This is a genomic window from Ruegeria sp. BF12 (genome assembly GCF_056538705.1).
Genome location: NZ_JBQFTP010000006.1, coordinates 227,084 through 244,100 on the forward strand (window position 1 = coordinate 227,084; position 17,017 = coordinate 244,100).

General features: G+C 58.7%; 18 protein-coding genes. 5 read left to right on the plus strand and 13 right to left on the minus strand.

Annotated elements, in window-relative coordinates; genetic code table 11:
• Positions 1-41: 41 nt before the first annotated feature.
• The 6 genes from ACR0J0_RS12230 to ACR0J0_RS12255 form a co-directional block, all read right to left on the minus strand.
• Positions 42-1,109 carry a Hint domain-containing protein gene (locus ACR0J0_RS12230; RefSeq protein WP_480664318.1) on the minus strand — a complete coding sequence of 356 codons (1,068 nt, stop codon included), beginning with the start codon at positions 1,107-1,109 and terminating at the stop codon, positions 42-44.
• A 118-nt stretch (positions 1,110-1,227) separates the two neighbouring features.
• Positions 1,228-2,598, minus strand: coding sequence for a glutamate--cysteine ligase (locus ACR0J0_RS12235; protein WP_480664320.1), 1,371 nt, complete (start codon positions 2,596-2,598; stop codon positions 1,228-1,230).
• Positions 2,599-2,664: 66 nt separating this feature from the next.
• Positions 2,665-3,192 carry a hypothetical protein gene (locus ACR0J0_RS12240; RefSeq protein ID WP_480664322.1) on the minus strand — a complete coding sequence of 176 codons (528 nt, stop codon included), beginning with the start codon at positions 3,190-3,192 and terminating at the stop codon, positions 2,665-2,667.
• Positions 3,189-4,037: a GNAT family N-acetyltransferase gene (locus ACR0J0_RS12245; RefSeq protein ID WP_480664324.1), complete on the minus strand. Its 849-nt coding sequence runs from the start codon at positions 4,035-4,037 to the stop codon at positions 3,189-3,191. Before ACR0J0_RS12245 ends, ACR0J0_RS12240 begins: the two co-directional genes overlap by 4 nt.
• A 58-nt stretch (positions 4,038-4,095) precedes the next feature.
• Positions 4,096-4,824, minus strand: coding sequence for an endonuclease NucS domain-containing protein (locus ACR0J0_RS12250; RefSeq protein ID WP_480664326.1), 729 nt, complete (start codon positions 4,822-4,824; stop codon positions 4,096-4,098).
• Positions 4,825-4,832: 8 nt separating this feature from the next.
• Positions 4,833-5,558, minus strand: a complete 726-nt coding sequence (locus tag ACR0J0_RS12255; RefSeq protein WP_480664328.1) for a 16S rRNA (uracil(1498)-N(3))-methyltransferase — start codon at positions 5,556-5,558, stop codon at positions 4,833-4,835.
• A gap of 12 nt (positions 5,559-5,570) precedes the next feature.
• Here ACR0J0_RS12255 and ubiA point away from each other — a divergent pair, with 12 nt between their 5' ends.
• The 4 genes from ubiA (at position 5,571) to ACR0J0_RS12275 (ending at position 9,538) form a co-directional block, all read left to right on the plus strand.
• Positions 5,571-6,533 carry a 4-hydroxybenzoate octaprenyltransferase gene (ubiA, locus tag ACR0J0_RS12260; protein WP_480664329.1) on the plus strand — a complete coding sequence of 321 codons (963 nt, stop codon included), beginning with the start codon at positions 5,571-5,573 and terminating at the stop codon, positions 6,531-6,533.
• 65 nt (positions 6,534-6,598) lie between these two features.
• Positions 6,599-8,515 (plus strand): OmpA family protein, encoded by a 1,917-nt coding sequence (locus ACR0J0_RS12265; RefSeq protein ID WP_480664331.1) that lies wholly within the window; start codon positions 6,599-6,601, stop codon positions 8,513-8,515.
• A 1-nt stretch (position 8,516) separates the two neighbouring features.
• The gene (locus tag ACR0J0_RS12270) at positions 8,517-8,837 is read left to right on the plus strand and encodes a hypothetical protein (RefSeq protein ID WP_170446384.1); all 321 of its coding nucleotides are present in this window, start codon (positions 8,517-8,519) and stop codon (positions 8,835-8,837) included.
• A gap of 170 nt (positions 8,838-9,007) precedes the next feature.
• The gene (locus tag ACR0J0_RS12275; protein WP_480664333.1) at positions 9,008-9,538 is read left to right on the plus strand and encodes a hypothetical protein; all 531 of its coding nucleotides are present in this window, start codon (positions 9,008-9,010) and stop codon (positions 9,536-9,538) included.
• Between the two features lie 50 nt (positions 9,539-9,588).
• Here the strand turns inward: ACR0J0_RS12275 and ACR0J0_RS12280 are convergent, their stop codons facing one another.
• From ACR0J0_RS12280 to pgsA, 3 genes are read right to left on the minus strand one after another with little or no spacing between them, the layout of a single operon-like run.
• Positions 9,589-10,032: a molybdenum cofactor biosynthesis protein MoaE gene (locus ACR0J0_RS12280; RefSeq protein WP_480664335.1), complete on the minus strand. Its 444-nt coding sequence runs from the start codon at positions 10,030-10,032 to the stop codon at positions 9,589-9,591.
• A 4-nt stretch (positions 10,033-10,036) separates the two neighbouring features.
• The gene (gene moaD, locus ACR0J0_RS12285; RefSeq protein ID WP_109312976.1) at positions 10,037-10,282 is read right to left on the minus strand and encodes a molybdopterin converting factor subunit 1; all 246 of its coding nucleotides are present in this window, start codon (positions 10,280-10,282) and stop codon (positions 10,037-10,039) included.
• Positions 10,283-10,285: 3 nt separating this feature from the next.
• Positions 10,286-10,954 carry a CDP-diacylglycerol--glycerol-3-phosphate 3-phosphatidyltransferase gene (pgsA, locus tag ACR0J0_RS12290; RefSeq protein ID WP_239339191.1) on the minus strand — a complete coding sequence of 223 codons (669 nt, stop codon included), beginning with the start codon at positions 10,952-10,954 and terminating at the stop codon, positions 10,286-10,288.
• A 178-nt stretch (positions 10,955-11,132) separates the two neighbouring features.
• Between pgsA and ACR0J0_RS12295 the strand changes: the two genes are divergently transcribed.
• Entirely contained in the window at positions 11,133-12,017 is an 885-nt protein-coding gene (locus ACR0J0_RS12295) for a DMT family transporter (protein WP_480664337.1), read from the plus strand.
• On the opposite strand, the gene uvrC is transcribed toward ACR0J0_RS12295, so the two are convergent.
• The 4 genes from uvrC to ACR0J0_RS12315 form a co-directional block, all read right to left on the minus strand.
• Positions 12,014-13,888, minus strand: coding sequence for an excinuclease ABC subunit UvrC (gene uvrC / locus ACR0J0_RS12300; protein ID WP_480664339.1), 1,875 nt, complete (start codon positions 13,886-13,888; stop codon positions 12,014-12,016). The two genes, ACR0J0_RS12295 and uvrC, sit on opposite strands and share 4 nt — an antisense overlap.
• 290 nt (positions 13,889-14,178) lie before the next feature.
• Positions 14,179-14,958: an SDR family oxidoreductase gene (locus tag ACR0J0_RS12305; protein ID WP_480664341.1), complete on the minus strand. Its 780-nt coding sequence runs from the start codon at positions 14,956-14,958 to the stop codon at positions 14,179-14,181.
• Between the two features lie 20 nt (positions 14,959-14,978).
• Complete coding sequence (locus tag ACR0J0_RS12310; RefSeq protein WP_480664343.1) at positions 14,979-15,950, minus strand: calcium/sodium antiporter; 972 nt, start codon at positions 15,948-15,950, stop codon at positions 14,979-14,981.
• Positions 15,951-16,118: 168 nt separating this feature from the next.
• Positions 16,119-16,916 carry a S49 family peptidase gene (locus ACR0J0_RS12315; protein ID WP_480664345.1) on the minus strand — a complete coding sequence of 266 codons (798 nt, stop codon included), beginning with the start codon at positions 16,914-16,916 and terminating at the stop codon, positions 16,119-16,121.
• Between the last annotated feature and the right edge of the window lie 101 nt (positions 16,917-17,017).

Consider the following 17,017-nt stretch of genomic DNA (forward strand, 5'->3'; position numbering starts at 1 on the left):
GCTCTGCTATCACAGCAGTCCGCGAAAGCAAGAGGGGCGGATCAGATCGCCTGCAGCATTGCCGCTTGCGGGCCGCACCTGACAGGGCGAATGGTCTGACCGTAGGTCTGCGGCTGCTTTTGAAGTTCCGGGAACAGCGCAAACAGCTCTTGCGCGACTTCTCGTTCGAGGCTCGAAAGAGCCTGTGCGCCCGGGAAAAAGCTTTCCGAGATCAGGCCGGACGTCGACACAAGCTGGTGCCGGTCAAAGAACAGGTGGACATAGCGGATGATGTCACAGGGCACCGACGTAATCGTGGTTCCATTGACCAGCGATTTGGCGGCGACAAGCACTTCATCTTCTCCGAACAGCAGCTGTGCCTGCCAACCTGTCATCAACAGACGGTGCTGGGGCGACACGAAGATATCCTTCTCAGCCCCCAGCGCCCCGGCGCGTATGCGAACGGGCGCAAAACGGCCCCGTCCTGCTACGGTTCGCCCGCCAACCCAACAGATAGGACAGGCGCCATCGTCCTGCGTCAGAACCAGATCGCCCGGCTTCAGCGTCTCAACCCTGCGCGGCCCATCCGACGTGTCCACCAACGTCCCGGCCGCGAAACACGGCGCGCCAGTGTCACGAGGTGAGAGCGGTGCATGAACCAGAGTGTCCGGGTTCGGCTGGTTAAACTGCAACGTCGTCGTGGTTTGGTTCGGCCCGACCAGAACCGGCAGGTTTTCCGACACGGCCCCCGCCGCCAGCCCGTTTTGCGCTACGATGTTCTGGGTTCCGCCCCCGATATCGTAGAAATCTATGACTTCGCTCGTTGCCGTGTTGGTCAGCGCATAAGCTTCGTAGTTGTTCGACCCGCCGCCATTGGGGTCCGTCAGCAGGATCGGAAAAAAATCCGCTGAAATGATAAAGATCTGCTCGTTGTTATCCGGATCAAACGATACGTCGACCAACGGGTGGTCCAGCGGGATCTCGATGCCGACCTGACCGTTCGCCTGATAGAAGGAGACCGTGAAGTCCGCCGGATCCTCATCGGATCTCAGCGCGACCTCGAGAAACTCCGATATACCACTTTGCGCGGCGTAGGCATTGGAATAGTGCAGTTCGCTGATACGGGCCATCGGTCATCACGCTCAGGAGTAGTTCGCAGAGAATAACCGAGTACCCCAGTCGGATGACAAGGGCACTTCGAAACATTTGGCTAATGCTCTCCTAATGGCAACACGCCTCTGCGCGGGCTTAGTAGCTGAACTCGGGGTAAATCCGGGTCAGGTCGCCATTCCAGTCGCCGTGGTAGTGGTCCAGCAGCTCATCCGCCGGAACCTTGCCGGATTCGAGACTGTCTTTCAGCGCATTCAGGAAGTGCGTTTCGTCCGGCACCAACCCGCCAGCGCCCGGACGCGCGCGTGCCTTCAGTCCGGCATCGGCGATCGACACGACCTCGCGCGCCAGTTCGTGCATGCTGATGTCGCCGACCTTGGCCTGCAATCCGTCCTTGGCGGCTTCGACCCGCAGTGCCTCGCGCGTCTCGTCATCCCAGCCCTTAACCAGATCCCACGCTGAATCCAGCGCGCCCTGATCATATGTCAGACCAACCCAGAACGCAGGCAAGGCACACAGGCGGCGCCACGGACCACCATCGGCCCCGCGCATTTCCATGAACTTCTTGATCCGTGCCTCGGGGAACGCGGTAGTCAGATGATCGGCCCAATCGGAAAGAGTCGGCGTTTCGCCTGGAAGAGCGGGCAGTTTGCCTTCCAGAAAATCACGGAAGGACTGGCCCAAGGCGTCGATGTATTTACCGTCGCGATAGACAAAATACATCGGCACATCCAAAGCGTATTCGACCCAGCGTTCAAAACCGAACCCGTCCTCGAACACAAAGGGCAGCATGCCTGTGCGCGCATCATCCAGATGCCGCCAGATATAGCTGCGCCAGCTTTTCTGACCGTTGGGCTTGCCCTCGAAAAACGGCGAGTTGGCGAACAGGGCGGTTGCCACCGGTTGCAGAGCCAGCGCGACGCGCAGTTTCTGCACCATGTCGGCCTCAGAACCGAAGTCGATGTTAACCTGCACAGTGCAAGTTCGGCGCATCATCGACCGGCCCATGGTGCCGACCTTTTCCATGTAATCGTTCATCAACCGGTAACGCCCCTTGGGCATCAGCGGCATTTCGTCATGCGTCCAGATCGGCGCGGCCCCGAGGCCAATGAAACCAACACCGATCTTGTCCGCGATATCCTTCACGTCGCGCAGATGCGCGTTCACCTCGTCGCAGGTTTCGTGAATGGTCTCCAGCGGCGCTCCCGACAGTTCCAACTGTCCGCCGGGTTCCAGCGAGACATTGGCCCCGTCTTTTTCCAGACCGATCAGCTTGCCGGCCTCTTCCACCGGGGCCCATCCGTGCAGATCGCGCAGCCCCTGCAGCACCGCAAGAATCGACCGCTCGCCCTCATACGGCAGCGGCTTCAGCGTGTCTTTGCAATAGCCGAACTTCTCGTGCTCGGTTCCGATGCGCCAATCCTGCCTGGGCTTGCAGCCCGATTCCAGATATTCGGCCAATTGCTCATGGCGTTCGATCGGCCCGCCGCCGGACTGAGGGATGGACATGAGACCCGTGCTCCGATCCTGATGTGTCTTTCGTTCGGTCTTTCGTGGTCTTAAACCGCGCCAGTGTCAATGCAGCCGCAGGTGGGCTGGACGCGAAGGGGTGCGTTCCCAGATAACCACCGGATGCGTCGCGCCACCGTTCAGTTCCGACAACATTTGTTCGGTTTTCAGCCCCGGAAGGGCTGAGAACACATCGAACAGAGCCTCAGCCCCCTCGGCATTCACAGGAATGTGAAGCGTCGGCTGCCCCGGCTGATCCAAAACCCAATGCGCCGGAGACGATGTCGGGTCCAACGCAAGGCGTTCGATTTCCCCTGTAGCAACGATTCCGCCGTCGAGCGGACCGAGATAGGTGATCTGGCCTTCGTCGATCGTCACCAGACCCGGTCCTCCTGCGCCAGTTCGGAACCGAGCGCGTTGCACGCCGACCACTGTCAACGCAGCCGAAACGGCGATCAGAACCCAACCCAACCAGCCCAGCAACCCGCCGGGTCCGCTGATCCAGCTGAGGCCGACCAACAGAACGACGCCAGCGATCAGAACTTCGCGCCAGCGCCACAGGGCCAGTTTGGCTTCGGGTCGGATGAAACTCATGCCGTGTCCTCGGGGTTTTTGAACAAAATCAGGGAATAGTGGCCGGCTGGCCGAAACCCAATTGCTATATAGGCACGTGCAGCGGCATCGCTAGCGGCAAACAGAACAGCGCGGGCCGCGCCATTTCTATGAGCTTCTAGTAGATGCAGCGCCACTGCCAGTCGTGCGTATCCGCTGCCGCGCAAGTCCGGCGGGGTATACACACCTCCGATCTGGACGACCTCGGGCAAGCGAGCGTTGAACCCGGTCATGGCAACCGGCTGCCCATCCATCAACAAGGCCCGGTGCGAGTCACGTTCAATATAGGCGGCGATGTCTTTCTTTGCCTGCCCGTGCGCGCGCGCAGCGTCGAAGTCCATCGCTTCGATCAGATAACTCTGCCGCCAGCCTTCGGTGATGTCCCGGTCCAGATCGCCAAGTGGCACAAGGTCAGCCCCGGCCGCGTCGGGCGTCACGATCTGATCCAAATCCAAAGTGAACCCCGGCTCGTCACTGTTCAGCGTTGCGGGCCTGTCTTCCCAACCGGCAAGCCGCATGATCCGGCGGGCCTGCGTGGCCTCGGCCGCCAGACCGAACAGCTTGCGCCCCCGGATCAGGCGAATCGCCGCGTCCAGTTCTTCGTCCGAACATTCAGGGCATTGCGGCAGGACCATGCCTTCATTCGTAATCCCAAAAACGGCGCGCGGGCCATCGCCCAACGTCCACATGTGTACGGCGCGCTGATCTGAGCCACGCAATCCGAAATCTCGCAGGTTAGCCAAAGGGAACATCGACGTCTGGATATGTTCGAACAGGAACCTGTCGATCCGTGGAACATCCTCTTCCTGCGCCAACTTCCAAGTCATGACCTATTCCCCGGTTTGTGTTGGGCCGTGACCCTTCCTGGTGAGAGACCAGGCAGGCTCATGCCAGCGCTTCAAACGAAAACGATATTGCGTAGCGGACAAGCAAAAGGTTGGGCACTGCTCTGGCCGCAGAAATCGTTCGTTGGTCAAAATCATGCGCAACGATCACACCTCTTATAGGTTGCTCCTCTCCCTCATCGATCAGATCACCCATGTATCCAAGGGCTTGCGCAACAACTCGTGCGTCGGTCTTCCCCGCCTTGAGTTCGACCACGACCAGCCCGCCCTTCACGTCCCGGCACAAAATGTCGATGAAGCCAGACGCTACCGCTCGTTCTGCACCGTCGTCGATGATCGTCAAATCGCTGTCCAACAGGCTGATTTCACGCCGAAGGGCCGCCTGCATGTCGCGTTCCAACGCAAATCTTTGCTTTTCGGCAACCATCGAGTCCGTCTGCGCCAGCGCTTCAGAAGGTATCGGTTCGGCCTCGACTTCGCCTGCTTCCCGGCGGAATCTCACATAGCGTTGAACGGCGTTTTTGTAAGACTGCAAGCCATTGCGCAAACTTCCATTGATCGGAATACGCGAAGGGTTCGCGGCCCCTTGCCGTTCATCGGCTGTTGAATAGGTCAAATCGGTTATGATTTCAGTCAGTTTTCCGGAGTTCAGCGCCTCATCCAGTGATCCATAATGATCTTCGACCTTCTGAACTCTATGCATTTGCGCTTGGCAGGTATTCTCGGCATAGCCCGCCGAAACGAGCCAATCGCGGTAGTTATCGAGCATTTTCTCTCCTAGTTCCAATCCCCAAGCGCCTGCTGCCACATGGCCAGCGCCGCAACGGCAGCCGTGTCGGCGCGCAGGATGCGCGGGCCAAGGCTGACTACATGAGCATAGGGCAACGCGGTAAGTCGTGCGCGTTCGCGGTCGGAAAAGCCGCCCTCGGGTCCGATCAGAATGGCCCAGGGCTGACCTTTTTCATTGGCCGCCAGCCGCAAAGCTGATCCGACCTCGGCCTCATTGCAGAACATCAGTTGGCGCCCGTCGGGCCAGTTATCCAGCACGCGGTCCAACCGCTGCAGGTCTGCGACCTCAGGCACATAGGTACCGCCGCATTGCTCGGCCGCCTCAACCGCATGAGCTTGCAGGCGGTCCTGACGGATGCGTTCGGAATTGGTGAATTCGGTCTGCACGGGCATGATCCGCGCCGCACCCATTTCTGCCGCTTTTTCAACGATAAAGTCGGTGCGCGCCTTCTTGATCGGAGCGAACAGGAACCACAGGTCAGGTGGCAGTTGCAACGGTTTGGCCTGTTCCACGCAGGTTAGAATACCGCCGCGTTTGCCGGCCTCGGCAACCTCGGTCAACCATTCCCCGTCCTGCCCGTTGAACAGGGCAACCTGCCCGCCAACCCCCAGACGCATGACGCCGAACAGGTAATGCGCCTGCTCACGCGTCAAATGAACCGATTGCCCCTGACCCAGAGGGTGCTCTACATACAGTCTGATCTTTGCACTCATGAGACCTTACATATGCAAGGCAATGCTCCAACACCAGACGGTCAGGTTGCCGACGCTGTCAGCGGCAACTGGGTCGACATCCATGCCCCTGCGTTCGCCCGCCCCTACCTGCGCCTCAGCCGCGCGGATCGGCCAATTGGCACGTGGTTGCTGTTGATCCCGTGCTGGTGGGGACTGGCGCTGGCAATCCTCAGCGACGGAAACCCAAGATGGGAGGATCTGTGGATCGCAATCGGCTGCGCGATCGGAGCTTTCCTGATGCGCGGCGCAGGTTGTACCTGGAACGATATCACTGACCGGGAATTCGACGGTCAGGTCGAGCGCACCCGATCTCGCCCAATCCCGTCCGGACAAGTCAGCGTACGTCAGGCCGTGATTTGGATGGGGTTGCAATGCCTGCTGGCGTTGGCGATTCTGCTGACCTTCAATCAGGCCGCTATTGCAATGGGTGTGCTGTCACTCTTGCCGGTCACGATCTATCCCTTTGCCAAGCGGTTCACCTGGTGGCCTCAGGTGTTTCTGGGACTAGCATTCAACTGGGGCATCCTGCTGGCTTGGGCTGCCCACACGGGAACCGTGGGTGCGCCTGCAATCATTCTGTATTTGGCGGGTATCGCGTGGACGCTGTTCTACGACACAATCTACGCCCACCAGGATGCCGAAGATGACGAACTTATCGGGATCAAATCCACAGCCCGCCTGTTTGGCACCAACACCGCGCAATGGCTGAAGTATTTTCTTGTGGCAACAGTCGCGCTGATGGGGCTGGCCGTTATCGACGCGGCAACCACGCAGGCTTCGGTCATCGCACTGGTCGTGGCGCTTGGCGGCCCTTGGGCAATGGGTTGGCACATGGCATGGCAGTTGCGCGGTCTGGATATCGAGGACAACGCCAAACTGCTGCAATTGTTCCGCGCCAACCGCGATACCGGCCTCATTCCGCTGATCTTCCTTTGCGTCGCCCTGTTGCTCTGATTGCACCTCGGCTTGGGCCTCTGTAAGAGTTCTGCACACTCACCCGAGGAGTCGATTGACCGCACATGCGTCTGCCTTATTTCTTCGTCGTTGCCCTTGTATTTCTCGTGTCGGCCGGGTTGTCCCTGCTTGCGGCCAGCTTTGCTGTGACAAAGGTCGAAGAAGCATCCGAATTTGCCGTCCGTCGTGCACTGGATCTGAAAGGCCACGACTGGGCCGAGGTACAGTCAGACGGTCTGCGCGTGGTTCTGACCGGCACCGCCACAGATGAGGCCATGCGTTTCAACGCGCTGACGGCGGCAGGCACTGAGGTCGATACGTCTCGCGTTATCGACGAAATGGAGGTTGCCCCGACAACACAGCTGGCAGCCCCGCGCTTTTCGGCTGAAATCCTGCGCAATGACAGTGGAATTTCAGTTATCGGTCTGATTCCGGTCAGCGAAGACCGCGAGGTGTTGACGGATCGGCTGCGCGATTTGGATGGCGGACCAGTATCTGACCTGATGGAAACCGCCGACTATCCCAAGCCCAAAGGGTGGGATGATGCCATATCCTATGCGGTCGAGGCGCTGTCCCGACTGCCACGAGCCAAGATTTCCGCCAGCCCCGGCCTAGTGAAGATCACGGCAATTGCAGACAGCCAGCAGGAAAAGGAACGGTTGGAGCAGGAACTGACCCGCACCGCGCCGCCCAGCCTGCGCATCGGCCTTTCAATCTCGGCACCGCGCCCCGTCATTACTCCGTTCACCCTGCGCTATCTGATCGACGAAAATGGTGGGCAATTCGATGCCTGCTCGGCCCAGGACGAAAAAGCCCGCGATAAGATCATCGCTGCTGCGCAAAATGCGGGTCTGACCGGCCCCTATTCCTGCACCATCGGTCTGGGTGAGCCGTCGCCCCGCTGGCCTGACGCCGCCGCGCTGAGCATTCGGGCGCTGTCAGAGATCGGCCAGGGAACAGTCACCATTTCCGATGCGGACATAACCCTGGTTGCGGCTGAAGGCACCGACACCATGGTGTTCGACAGAACGGTCGGGGAATTGGAAAACGCGCTGCCCGAGGTGTTTGTCCTGCATGCTGTTCTTCCGGAACCTGAGACAGAAAAGCAATCTGGCCCGCCGGAATTCTCAGCCACACGCAGTCCGGAAGGTCTGGTGCAGATGCGCGGCCGGCTTAGCGACGAAACAACGCGCGATATGGTCGACAGCTATGCCCGCGCCGCTTTTGGATTCGAGCATGTGCATACCGCAACCCGCATCGCCCCGGACCTGCCCGCCGATTGGCCTATCCGCGTCCTGAGCGGGCTGGAAGCTTTGTCCCAATTGCATAACGGGGCGTTGACCGTAACTCCGGACGAGGTGGTTCTGACCGGTGTCAGCCACGACCCAAAAACCCGAGCCTATGTTGCGGGCTTCCTGTCGGAAAAACTCGGCGAGGCACAGGACTATACCCTGTCGATCACCTATCAGGAGCCACCCGAGCCAGCAGACAAGCTGCCTGATCCCGAGGTTTGTGAGGAACGCATCGCCGAAGTTCAGGCGCGCACCAAGATTGCCTTTGAACCGGGATCATCCACCGTTGCCGCGGATTCACGCGATACAGTAAACCAGATAGCTGATATCCTGCGCGAATGCGGCCCTATCCGGCTGGAAATTCAGGGCCATACCGACAGTCAGGGCCGTGAAGAGATGAACCAGCAGCTCAGCCAGTCACGGGCGCAGTCCGTCCTGAACGAACTGCGCGGACGGCGTGTGCCAACAGCCAGCTACACCGCCGTCGGCTATGGTGAGACCCAGCCAATTGCCGACAATGGTACCGAAAAAGGCCGCGAGGAAAACCGACGCATCGAATTCCGCCTGATCCGGCCCGAACCCGTCGCAAATTCCCAGACAACTCTGGAAGCGATGGAAGAAGAATCAGAGACGTCACAAGACGCAGAGCCAGACGCCGAAGCATCGGACGCGGACTCAGGGGACCAGTAAGTTGAACAGAATCGAATTCATCATCGCCACCGCCATCATCCTGTTTGCAGCTTTCTGCATGGGGTGGTTTGCCAACTGGCTTGCACATCGCCTGTCACGCGTTCGCCAAAGCGACGTGGCCGATCTGGACCGCATGAGCCAGGAGCTGCACGAGGCCGAGGAAACCCGCGATCAGGCGATCACTTACCTGCAGCAGCGCGAGGCGGAGCTGACCAACCAGCTGACCCAGACCGAAGCGGAACTGGCTGCAGCAATGGATGGCCTGCGCGCAGCACGGCAAGAGGCCGAAGAACTGCGCGGCCGCATTAACAACGCTGATTGATCCTAACCGCCTTAGGCGGCCAAAGGTCAGCTTGGACGGATTAAGTCGTCGGCACAAATCGGCCGATCGAAGGCGAGTGTCTTCAACCTCAACAACAAATTCAATAGTATGAATTGGTGGGTTTTGCCTGCGCGCATCACTGTCCACTACCCTGAAAATTGGAGTGTACTATGAATTTCAAGTCATCATTAACTACTGCTGCAACTCTAAGCATCTTCACCGCTGCCACCGCTTGGGCGTCAAGTGACGTGATCCCGTCCGAGAATGACACCTTCACCAACTGGGGTGAAGAATCCGGCTGGACCATCTTTGTGGATGACACCCGCGGGTCCTGCCTGATCGAGCGTATGGACGAAAACCAGAACGTCGTTCAGATGGGCCTGACCAAAGACCACGAGATGGGTTATCTCGGCGTATTCACCAAGAATGACATTGGCCTGAAGGGTAAGAAGGAAAAGATATTCCTGTCACTTGACGGCAATGTTTACGAAGCAGAAGCCCACAAGAAGACCAAACATCTCGCCGAGGGATATACCGGAGGATACATCCTCGCGAACAACGCTCAGTTTGTGGACGACGTCATGAACAAATACGAAATGACCGTGTTTCCGGAAAAAGAGTTTGCATTCACCGTTAGCCTTGATGGCACCAAAAAGGCCATCGAAGCAGCGCGACAGTGCAATACCGAGCAAAGCGCCTAACCTGATTTGAACAACCCCGGCACCTGTTGACCCGGTGCCGGGCAACGCACTTACCACCGGGTCAGTGCGTCTTCGTCCTCATCCTTGGCATCGACCCATTCCGCGCCGGAAGACGTGATTTCCTTTTTCCAGAACGGGGCGCGGGATTTCAGATAATCCATCAGATACTCGGCCGCCTCGAACGCGTCCTTGCGGTGCCGCGCAGCCGTGGCCACCATCATGATCCGATCACCGGGGGCCAGACGCCCGTGCCGGTGGATCACCAGTACGTCGCCCAATGACCAGCGCTGCTGCGCCTCTTCAGCGATTTTGGTCAGGGCGCGTTCGGTCATACCGGGATAATGTTCGATCTCCATCACATCCAGATCGCCAGACGCCAGATCACGTACGATGCCGGTGAAGGTCACGATGGCACCATTGGCGTCGTCTCCAGCGGCAAAGGCATTGGCCTCCGCACCCAGATCAAACTCTTCCTCCTGAACCGCGATACGCATGGTCTCAGCCGCCGGTCATCGGCGGGAAAAAGGCCACTTCGCGCACGCCCGTAAGCGATGCATCGAAATCCGACAGTTCCTGATCCAGCGCAACACGCAACGCAGACAGGTCAGCGAAAGCCGCAGCGTAACGGTCTTCGCGTGCGCTCAGCTCGGCCACCAGATCGGACACGGTTGCGGCCTCTGTCTCGATCCGCTCTTTCGGCAGGCCGATCCGTTCGCGCACCCATGCAAAATACAGCACATCCATCCCTTAGCTCTCCTTCAGATGGGGCATGGCTTTACGTAGGTAGTCATAGCCGGTGATCAATGTCAGAGCCGCAGCAATCCACAGCAACCACAGCCCTATCCGTCCAGCCCAGAACATCCCCTCGAGGTGCCAGCGCATGTGATTCAGGTCTTCCAACTGTCCGGTCAAAACCAAATCCATCGTAGCGGCATCCATGCCGAACGTCGCCATCACGAAATAGTGCTCGAAAATCCCCTGCGAAAACAGAATGGCAATCGCCACCATCTGCGCGGTCGTTTTCCATTTCGCCAGTTTGGTTACTTTCAGCGTTCCGGCCGTATCGCCCAGATATTCGCGTAGGCCCGAGACGAAAACCTCTCGAAACAGGATTACCGTTGCAGGCAGCACCAGCCAGGGTGTCCAGTGTTCGGTCGAATAACCGACAAGGATCATCAGCGCGATCACGACCATCGCTTTGTCGGCAATCGGGTCCAGCATCGCGCCCATCTTGGTTTCCTGCTTCCATGCACGCGCTAGGTATCCATCGAACCAGTCGGTTATGGCGGCCGACAGGAACAGGATCAACGCAAACCAATCCGCGTAGGGTCTGGTGAAATACAAAAACATTACGGCCAGACCGGGTGCGGCCAGCAAGCGCAGGACAGTCAGGATATTTGGCAGGTTCCACTTCATGCAGCGGACCCTACATTGCTGGTCCGGGACAGAAAAGACAGGGCGGAAAAAAACTGCACCGATCACAGAGGCTTGGTCAAAGCGCCGCAGCCGTGGTCGGCATTTGTTATTGGCCTTGGCCTCGAACCAGATTGTCGTCAGATTGCGAGGCAAATCAGGCCAGGGGCGCGCGACCGGAATGACTACCCAAATACAAACGGACCCACGGTCAAACCTGATCGGCAGCGCCTGGATGATTGGTGCCATGGCTTGTTTTGCGTTGGAAGACGCATTGCTGAAGGCGGCCGCGGTCGCATTGCCCATCTGGCAGATTCTGGTTCTGTTCGGCGCTGGCGGAGCGGTGATCTTTGCCTGTGTCGCTGCGGCGCGAGGGACACGCCTTTTGCAGCCCGACGTGCTGTCGCCGGCGATGAAGATCCGCGCCGTGTTCGAAATTCTCGGACGGTTGTTCTATGTGCTGGCCATCACATTGACCCCCCTTTCCTCAGCCACTGTTATCCTCCAGGCCACCCCGCTTGTGGTCGTCGCCTGCGCCGCACTTCTGTTTGGCGAGATGGTCGGTTGGCGGCGATGGAGCGCAATTTTTGTCGGCCTGGTCGGCGTTGTGATCATCATCCAGCCGACCGGAGACAGTTTTACCGCATTGTCCCTGTTGGCCGTGCTTGGGATGTTGGGATTTGCTGGTCGCGATCTGGCCAGTCGCGCCGCCCCGGCCAGCCTTGGAACCGAAGTGCTTGGTTTTTATGGTTTCGTCTGCGTGGTCATTGCCGGGTTCGCCTACAGCTTTTGGGAACAGGCCCCGATCGCGCCTGTGTCCTTACACACAAGCCTCCACGTGTCCGGAGCCGTAGGCCTTGGCGCAATCGCATATGCGTCTTTGATGAAGGCCATGCGGACTGGAGAGGTCGCGGCCGTCACGCCGTTCCGCTACACCCGACTGCTGTTCGGCGTCGCCCTGGGTGTGATCTTCTTCGGCGAAGATCTGGATCAGACCATGTGGATCGGTAGTGCACTGATCGTGGCCTCGGGGCTGTACATCCTATGGCGTGGTCGCCAGACCTAGCCCTTATCGTGGAAGAAATCGTAAACCTTCTGCGCCAGTCCGGCTGAGATCCCCTCAACCGCTTTTAGATCCGCCAGATTGGCGCGGCTGACGGCTTTGGCGCTGCCGAAATGCGTCAGCAACGCGCGTTTTCGCGCTGCGCCCACGCCGGGGATTTCGTCCAGCGGCGTCACGCCGACCGCCTTGGCCCGTTTCGCACGGTGCGTTCCAATGGCAAACCGGTGCGCCTCATCCCGCAGGCGCTGAATGAAATACAGCACAGGATCGTTGCGTTTCAGCGCGAAGGCGTGCTGGCCGATACGGTGGAATTCTTCCTTGCCGTGGTCACGGTCGACCCCTTTGGCGACACCGACCATGGGGATGTCCTCTACCCCATACTCGACCATGATCTCATGCACGGCACTGACCTGCCCCGCGCCGCCGTCGATCAGCAGAAGGTCGGGCCAGTGGCCCTTGTCGCGGTCGGGGTCTTCCTTTTGCAATCGGGTGAACCGGCGGGTCAGAACCTCTTTCATCATGCCAAAGTCATCTCCGGGGGTCAGGTCATCGCCCCGGATGTTGAACTTGCGATAGGCATTTTTCATGAACCCTTCCGGGCCTGCCACGATCATGCCGCCAACGGCATTTGTTCCCTGGATATGAGAGTTGTCGTAAACTTCGATCCTGTTAGGGGGGCTATCCAGATCAAACGCCTCGGCCACGCCGCGCAACAGTTTGGCCTGCGTTGCGCTTTCAGACATCCGCCGCGCTAAGGATTCCCTTGCATTGCGCAAGGCACCTGCGATCAGTTCCTGTTTCTCACCGCGCTGGGGAACCAGGATTTCGACCTTGCGCCCCGCCTTTTCGCTCAGCGCCTCTTGCATCAGGTCGGCATTGTCGATGGCATCCGACAGGATCAGTTGCCTGGGCGGTTCCTTGTTGTCGTAGAACTGGCCAATGAACGCCTCCATCACCTCGGCCGGTGAAACATCCGCCCCAACCCGAGGATAGAAATCCTTGTTGCCCCAGTTCTGGTTCGCCCGGATGAAAAACACCTGCACACAGGCCTGCCCGCTGTCCATGTAAAGACCGATCACGTCTGCCTCGGCCACACCGCGTGGATTAATGCCCTGAGAGGTCTGCACCTGCGTCAGCGCCCGGATACGGTCGCGCAGACCGGCGGCGCGCTCGAACTCCATAGCCTCGGAGGCGGCCATCATTTGCTCGGCCAATTCTTCCTGCACTTTGGTCGAGCGACCGGAAAGGAACCGCTCGGCATCCTTGACGCTTTCGCGGTAACCCTCCTCCGAGATCAGTCCGACGCAGGGCCCTGAACACCGTTTGATCTGATACAGCAGGCATGGCCGCGTACGACTGTCGAACATGGAATCCGAGCAATTGCGCAGCAGGAACGCTTTTTGAAGCTGATTCAGCGTCCGGTTTACCGCGCCGGCGCTGGCAAAGGGTCCGAAATAAGCCCCCTTTTCCTTCTTCGCCCCGCGATGCTTTTTGATCTGCGGAAAGGCATGATCCTTGGCGACAAGAATGTTGGGAAAGCTTTTGTCGTCCCGCAGCAGAACATTGTATTTGGGCTTGAGCTGTTTGATCAGGTTCTGCTCAAGCAGCAGCGCCTCGGTCTCTGTCCTTGTAGTCAGGAACATCATCGACGACGTCGCGGCGATCATCCGTTCGATCCGCCCGGAATGGCCGGGCCGCGCGTAGTTCGACACCCGCGCCTTCAGGTTTCGCGCCTTGCCCACATACAGCACTCGGCTGTCGCCATCCAACATCCGATACACACCGGGTGAGCTGTCCAGCGTCTTCACATAGCGTTGAATACACGCATAGCCGGTCTGTTGTGTATCGGGTGTGGATTCGCTGTCGGTTTTCATATGTCAGAAATATGATTCTCTGGGCATAGCTGCAATCTTGCGGGCTTCAAATCAAGAGAAAACAAATCCACGGATTCTGTGGATAACCATGAAGATAAGTTTCTCAGCTTGGCGAATTCCCCTTAATTCATTAAGAAAACCTTGATTTGCACAAAAATTGGGCAGATATGTAACTATTTGTTTTTATTTAAAATAATTTCATTCACAAGGCAAGTGTATGAAAAAAAAGACAATTTTGTAACGTGCAGGTAACAGGATCGAGAGCGGTGCAAAACTTGCAGCGATTTTACCTATTCAAGGCCCACGACGTCTGGCGTTTTCCAACCCAGATGCTGACCACCATCCACGCACAAAAGCTGACCAGTGACAGAGTGTGCGTCCAGAAAATACCCCAAAGCGGCGGTGATATCCGACTGGTTTGCCCCCCGTTTCAAAACCGTATTTGCCCGCTGCGCCTTGAAGTGGTCTTCGCTTTGCCGATGGCCTTGCATCGTGGGGCCCGGCCCGATTGCGTTGACCCGTATCGCCGGCGTCAGAGCCTGCGCCGAGGTGCGGGTCAGCGCCCACAAACCCATCTTGGCGATCGTGTATGTCATGAATTCCGGCGTCAGCTTGCGAACGCGCATGTCGACCATGTTCACGATCAGACCGGTGGCAACTGGCTCACCCGCCTCGTCCGTTTCCTCCTTTAGCCCCTGGGCGGCCATGGCCTGCGTCAAAACGAAGGGCGCGCGCAAATTGCTATCGAGGTGCCTGTCCCAGCTTTGCCGCGTGGCCGAGTGGATATTGTCGTATTCAAAGATCGACGCGTTATTCACCAGACAGGTGATCGGCCCGCCCAGCGCGTCTGCCGCGCGGGGCAGCAAGGTTTGGACCTGCGCCTCGTCCAGCAGATCCGCCTGCAGAGCGACCGCTTTGCGCCCAAGCGCCTGTACCTCGGCCACGGTGACCAAAGCGGGCTGCTCTGACGTTGCATAGTGCACGGCAACGTCATACCCCCGCCCGGCCAGATACAGGGCCATTGCCCGACCAAGTCGAATTCCGGCACCAGTCACCAAGGCTCGGGTCATGGATCTCCCCCTATGTCAGATCACGCCAGCAGGGAAACGATGTATACGGCGTACAGCAACGTCAACACAAAGCCCCAGACACGTGTGATATCTTTTTTTAAGAACACGAACGGGATCAGCAACAGCGATGCGCCCAGCATGACCCAAAGATCGAACTGCAGGAATTCCGGGTCCACAGGGATTCGCCCAAACCACGTGGCGATGCCGACAATTGCCAGCAGGTTGAACATGTTCGAGCCGATCACGTTTCCCAAGGCGACATCAGCCTGCCGGCGCAGCGCTGCCATCACGGTCGTCGCCAGTTCCGGCAGAGAAGTACCTACAGCGACCAGTGTCAAGCCAATCACGGTTTCGCTGACACCATAAGTGCGGGCAATGATCGTTGCGTTGTCGACCAGCAGGTGCGCGCCCATCGGCAAACCGATCAGGCCAAGGACCAGATAGATCGACAACTTCCAATACGGCATGTCCGGGTCGGCCTCTTCGAGACCTTCCAATTCTTCCAGTTCGTCCTCTTCCGCGCAGGCCGCGCCGCAGGCTTTGCGATGGGCATGTGCCTCGTGAAACGCATTCCAAAGGACCAATGCCAATCCCGCCAGCAGGATGGCACCGCTGGTCAGGTTAAATACGCCGCAGAATGCCAACCCGATGAACAACACCGTCGCCAACAGCATGAAGACATAGTTCTTTCGGCTGTCACACTCGCTGGTGTGCAGCGTGGCCAGCAATGCCGGCAAACCCAGAACCAGCAGGACATTCGCCGTGTTCGAGCCAACCACGTTACCCAAAGCAATCCCGGGCGCATTTTCCTTGATCGCGCTGATCGCAATCAAAAGCTCGGGGGCTGAGGTGCCGAAAGCCACAATTGTCAGGCTGACAATCAGGGCTGGAACCCCAAGACGCAGGCTCAGGTTCACCGCCCCGCGTACCAGTGCATCACCCGCCAAAAGCAGGATCAGCAATCCAAGGCCGGATAACAGCCATGCCGTCATGTACGGCCTCCTTTTTCGCAGGCACAGGGGCCTTTACCGATCCTGAACCGTCCACAGCGCGGACATCTTGCAGATTGCAGCTTTTTCTGCCCCGGAAAGCGCAGCTTGCCGAACATTGCCAGGACGCCCATGGCAATCAGAAACAGGGTGACAATCTTGATAATCACGTCACAAACCGAAACGCGCGTAGGCCGCCCGCTCCTCAAGCCCGGCCACGGCGTCCTGCGCCAGAGAGGCCCCGAACCGCGTCCAGATCGGTTTGCGCAGCCCATAACGACGGAATTTCACCTTTTCGCCGAACCGTTCCTGCAACTTCGGTTTCAGATGCGCGACGCCTTCAATCAGTCCCAGTTCCTGAGCACGTCTGGCCAGCCAAACCTCGCCCGTGAACAGATCCGCGCTTTGATCCAGCTTGTCGCCGCGGCGGGCTTTGACATGCTCAATGAAGTTCTTATGGATGTCGCCCAAAAGACCCTGCAGCCGCGCGACGTCCTCTTCTTTTTCCGGCGCGAACGGGTCGAGCATTGATTTCGATTTGCCCGCCGTATGGACGCGCCTTTCGATGCCTTGCCGCGCCAGGAAGATATGCGCGCCAAATCCGGCAGAGATGACTCCGATCGACCCCAGAACCGAACTGTCATCAGCCCAGATCTCGTCGGCCGCAGCAGCCAGCCAATAGCCGCCGGATGCCGCAACATCCTCGACAAAGGCAATGACGGGAACCTCAAGCTCTTCCGACAGCCGCCGGATGCGTGCCCCGATCAGAGAGCTTTGGACCGGCGAACCGCCGGGCGAGTTGATCTCAAGCGCCACGGCCGCAGGCTTACCTTTACGAAACGCCTTTTCCAGAACAGGGGCCAGTGCGGTGTCGTTCAACGACCCGCGCCCCGCCATTCCGATGGCGCCCGACAAACGGACCACGGCCACGAGGGGCTGTTTTTTGACAAACGGCAGGCTGAGTTTCATGGGTGCCGATGTAGAGTGCGGCTGGCCCCTAAACAAGGGACCGTTCAAGCCTTAGACGCGACGTGAACCAAATTCCCACACATGGCGGGCAAAAATGCAAC

What these genes read in the sequence shown, in the direction of transcription:
- ACR0J0_RS12230 (WP_480664318.1), bottom strand. Translation starts at nt 1,109, where the DNA reads ATGGCCCGTATCAGCGAACTGCACTATTCCAATGCCTACGCCGCGCAA.
- ACR0J0_RS12235 (WP_480664320.1), bottom strand. Translation starts at nt 2,598, where the DNA reads ATGTCCATCCCTCAGTCCGGCGGCGGGCCGATCGAACGCCATGAGCAA.
- ACR0J0_RS12240 (WP_480664322.1), bottom strand. Translation starts at nt 3,192, where the DNA reads ATGAGTTTCATCCGACCCGAAGCCAAACTGGCCCTGTGGCGCTGGCGC.
- ACR0J0_RS12245 (WP_480664324.1), bottom strand. Translation starts at nt 4,037, where the DNA reads ATGACTTGGAAGTTGGCGCAGGAAGAGGATGTTCCACGGATCGACAGG.
- ACR0J0_RS12250 (WP_480664326.1), bottom strand. Translation starts at nt 4,824, where the DNA reads ATGCTCGATAACTACCGCGATTGGCTCGTTTCGGCGGGCTATGCCGAG.
- ACR0J0_RS12255 (WP_480664328.1), bottom strand. Translation starts at nt 5,558, where the DNA reads ATGAGTGCAAAGATCAGACTGTATGTAGAGCACCCTCTGGGTCAGGGG.
- ubiA (WP_480664329.1), top strand. Translation starts at nt 5,571, where the DNA reads ATGCAAGGCAATGCTCCAACACCAGACGGTCAGGTTGCCGACGCTGTC.
- ACR0J0_RS12265 (WP_480664331.1), top strand. Translation starts at nt 6,599, where the DNA reads ATGCGTCTGCCTTATTTCTTCGTCGTTGCCCTTGTATTTCTCGTGTCG.
- ACR0J0_RS12275 (WP_480664333.1), top strand. Translation starts at nt 9,008, where the DNA reads ATGAATTTCAAGTCATCATTAACTACTGCTGCAACTCTAAGCATCTTC.
- ACR0J0_RS12280 (WP_480664335.1), bottom strand. Translation starts at nt 10,032, where the DNA reads ATGCGTATCGCGGTTCAGGAGGAAGAGTTTGATCTGGGTGCGGAGGCC.
- moaD (WP_109312976.1), bottom strand. Translation starts at nt 10,282, where the DNA reads ATGGATGTGCTGTATTTTGCATGGGTGCGCGAACGGATCGGCCTGCCG.
- pgsA (WP_239339191.1), bottom strand. Translation starts at nt 10,954, where the DNA reads ATGAAGTGGAACCTGCCAAATATCCTGACTGTCCTGCGCTTGCTGGCC.
- ACR0J0_RS12295 (WP_480664337.1), top strand. Translation starts at nt 11,133, where the DNA reads ATGACTACCCAAATACAAACGGACCCACGGTCAAACCTGATCGGCAGC.
- uvrC (WP_480664339.1), bottom strand. Translation starts at nt 13,888, where the DNA reads ATGAAAACCGACAGCGAATCCACACCCGATACACAACAGACCGGCTAT.
- ACR0J0_RS12305 (WP_480664341.1), bottom strand. Translation starts at nt 14,958, where the DNA reads ATGACCCGAGCCTTGGTGACTGGTGCCGGAATTCGACTTGGTCGGGCA.
- ACR0J0_RS12310 (WP_480664343.1), bottom strand. Translation starts at nt 15,950, where the DNA reads ATGACGGCATGGCTGTTATCCGGCCTTGGATTGCTGATCCTGCTTTTG.
- ACR0J0_RS12315 (WP_480664345.1), bottom strand. Translation starts at nt 16,916, where the DNA reads ATGAAACTCAGCCTGCCGTTTGTCAAAAAACAGCCCCTCGTGGCCGTG.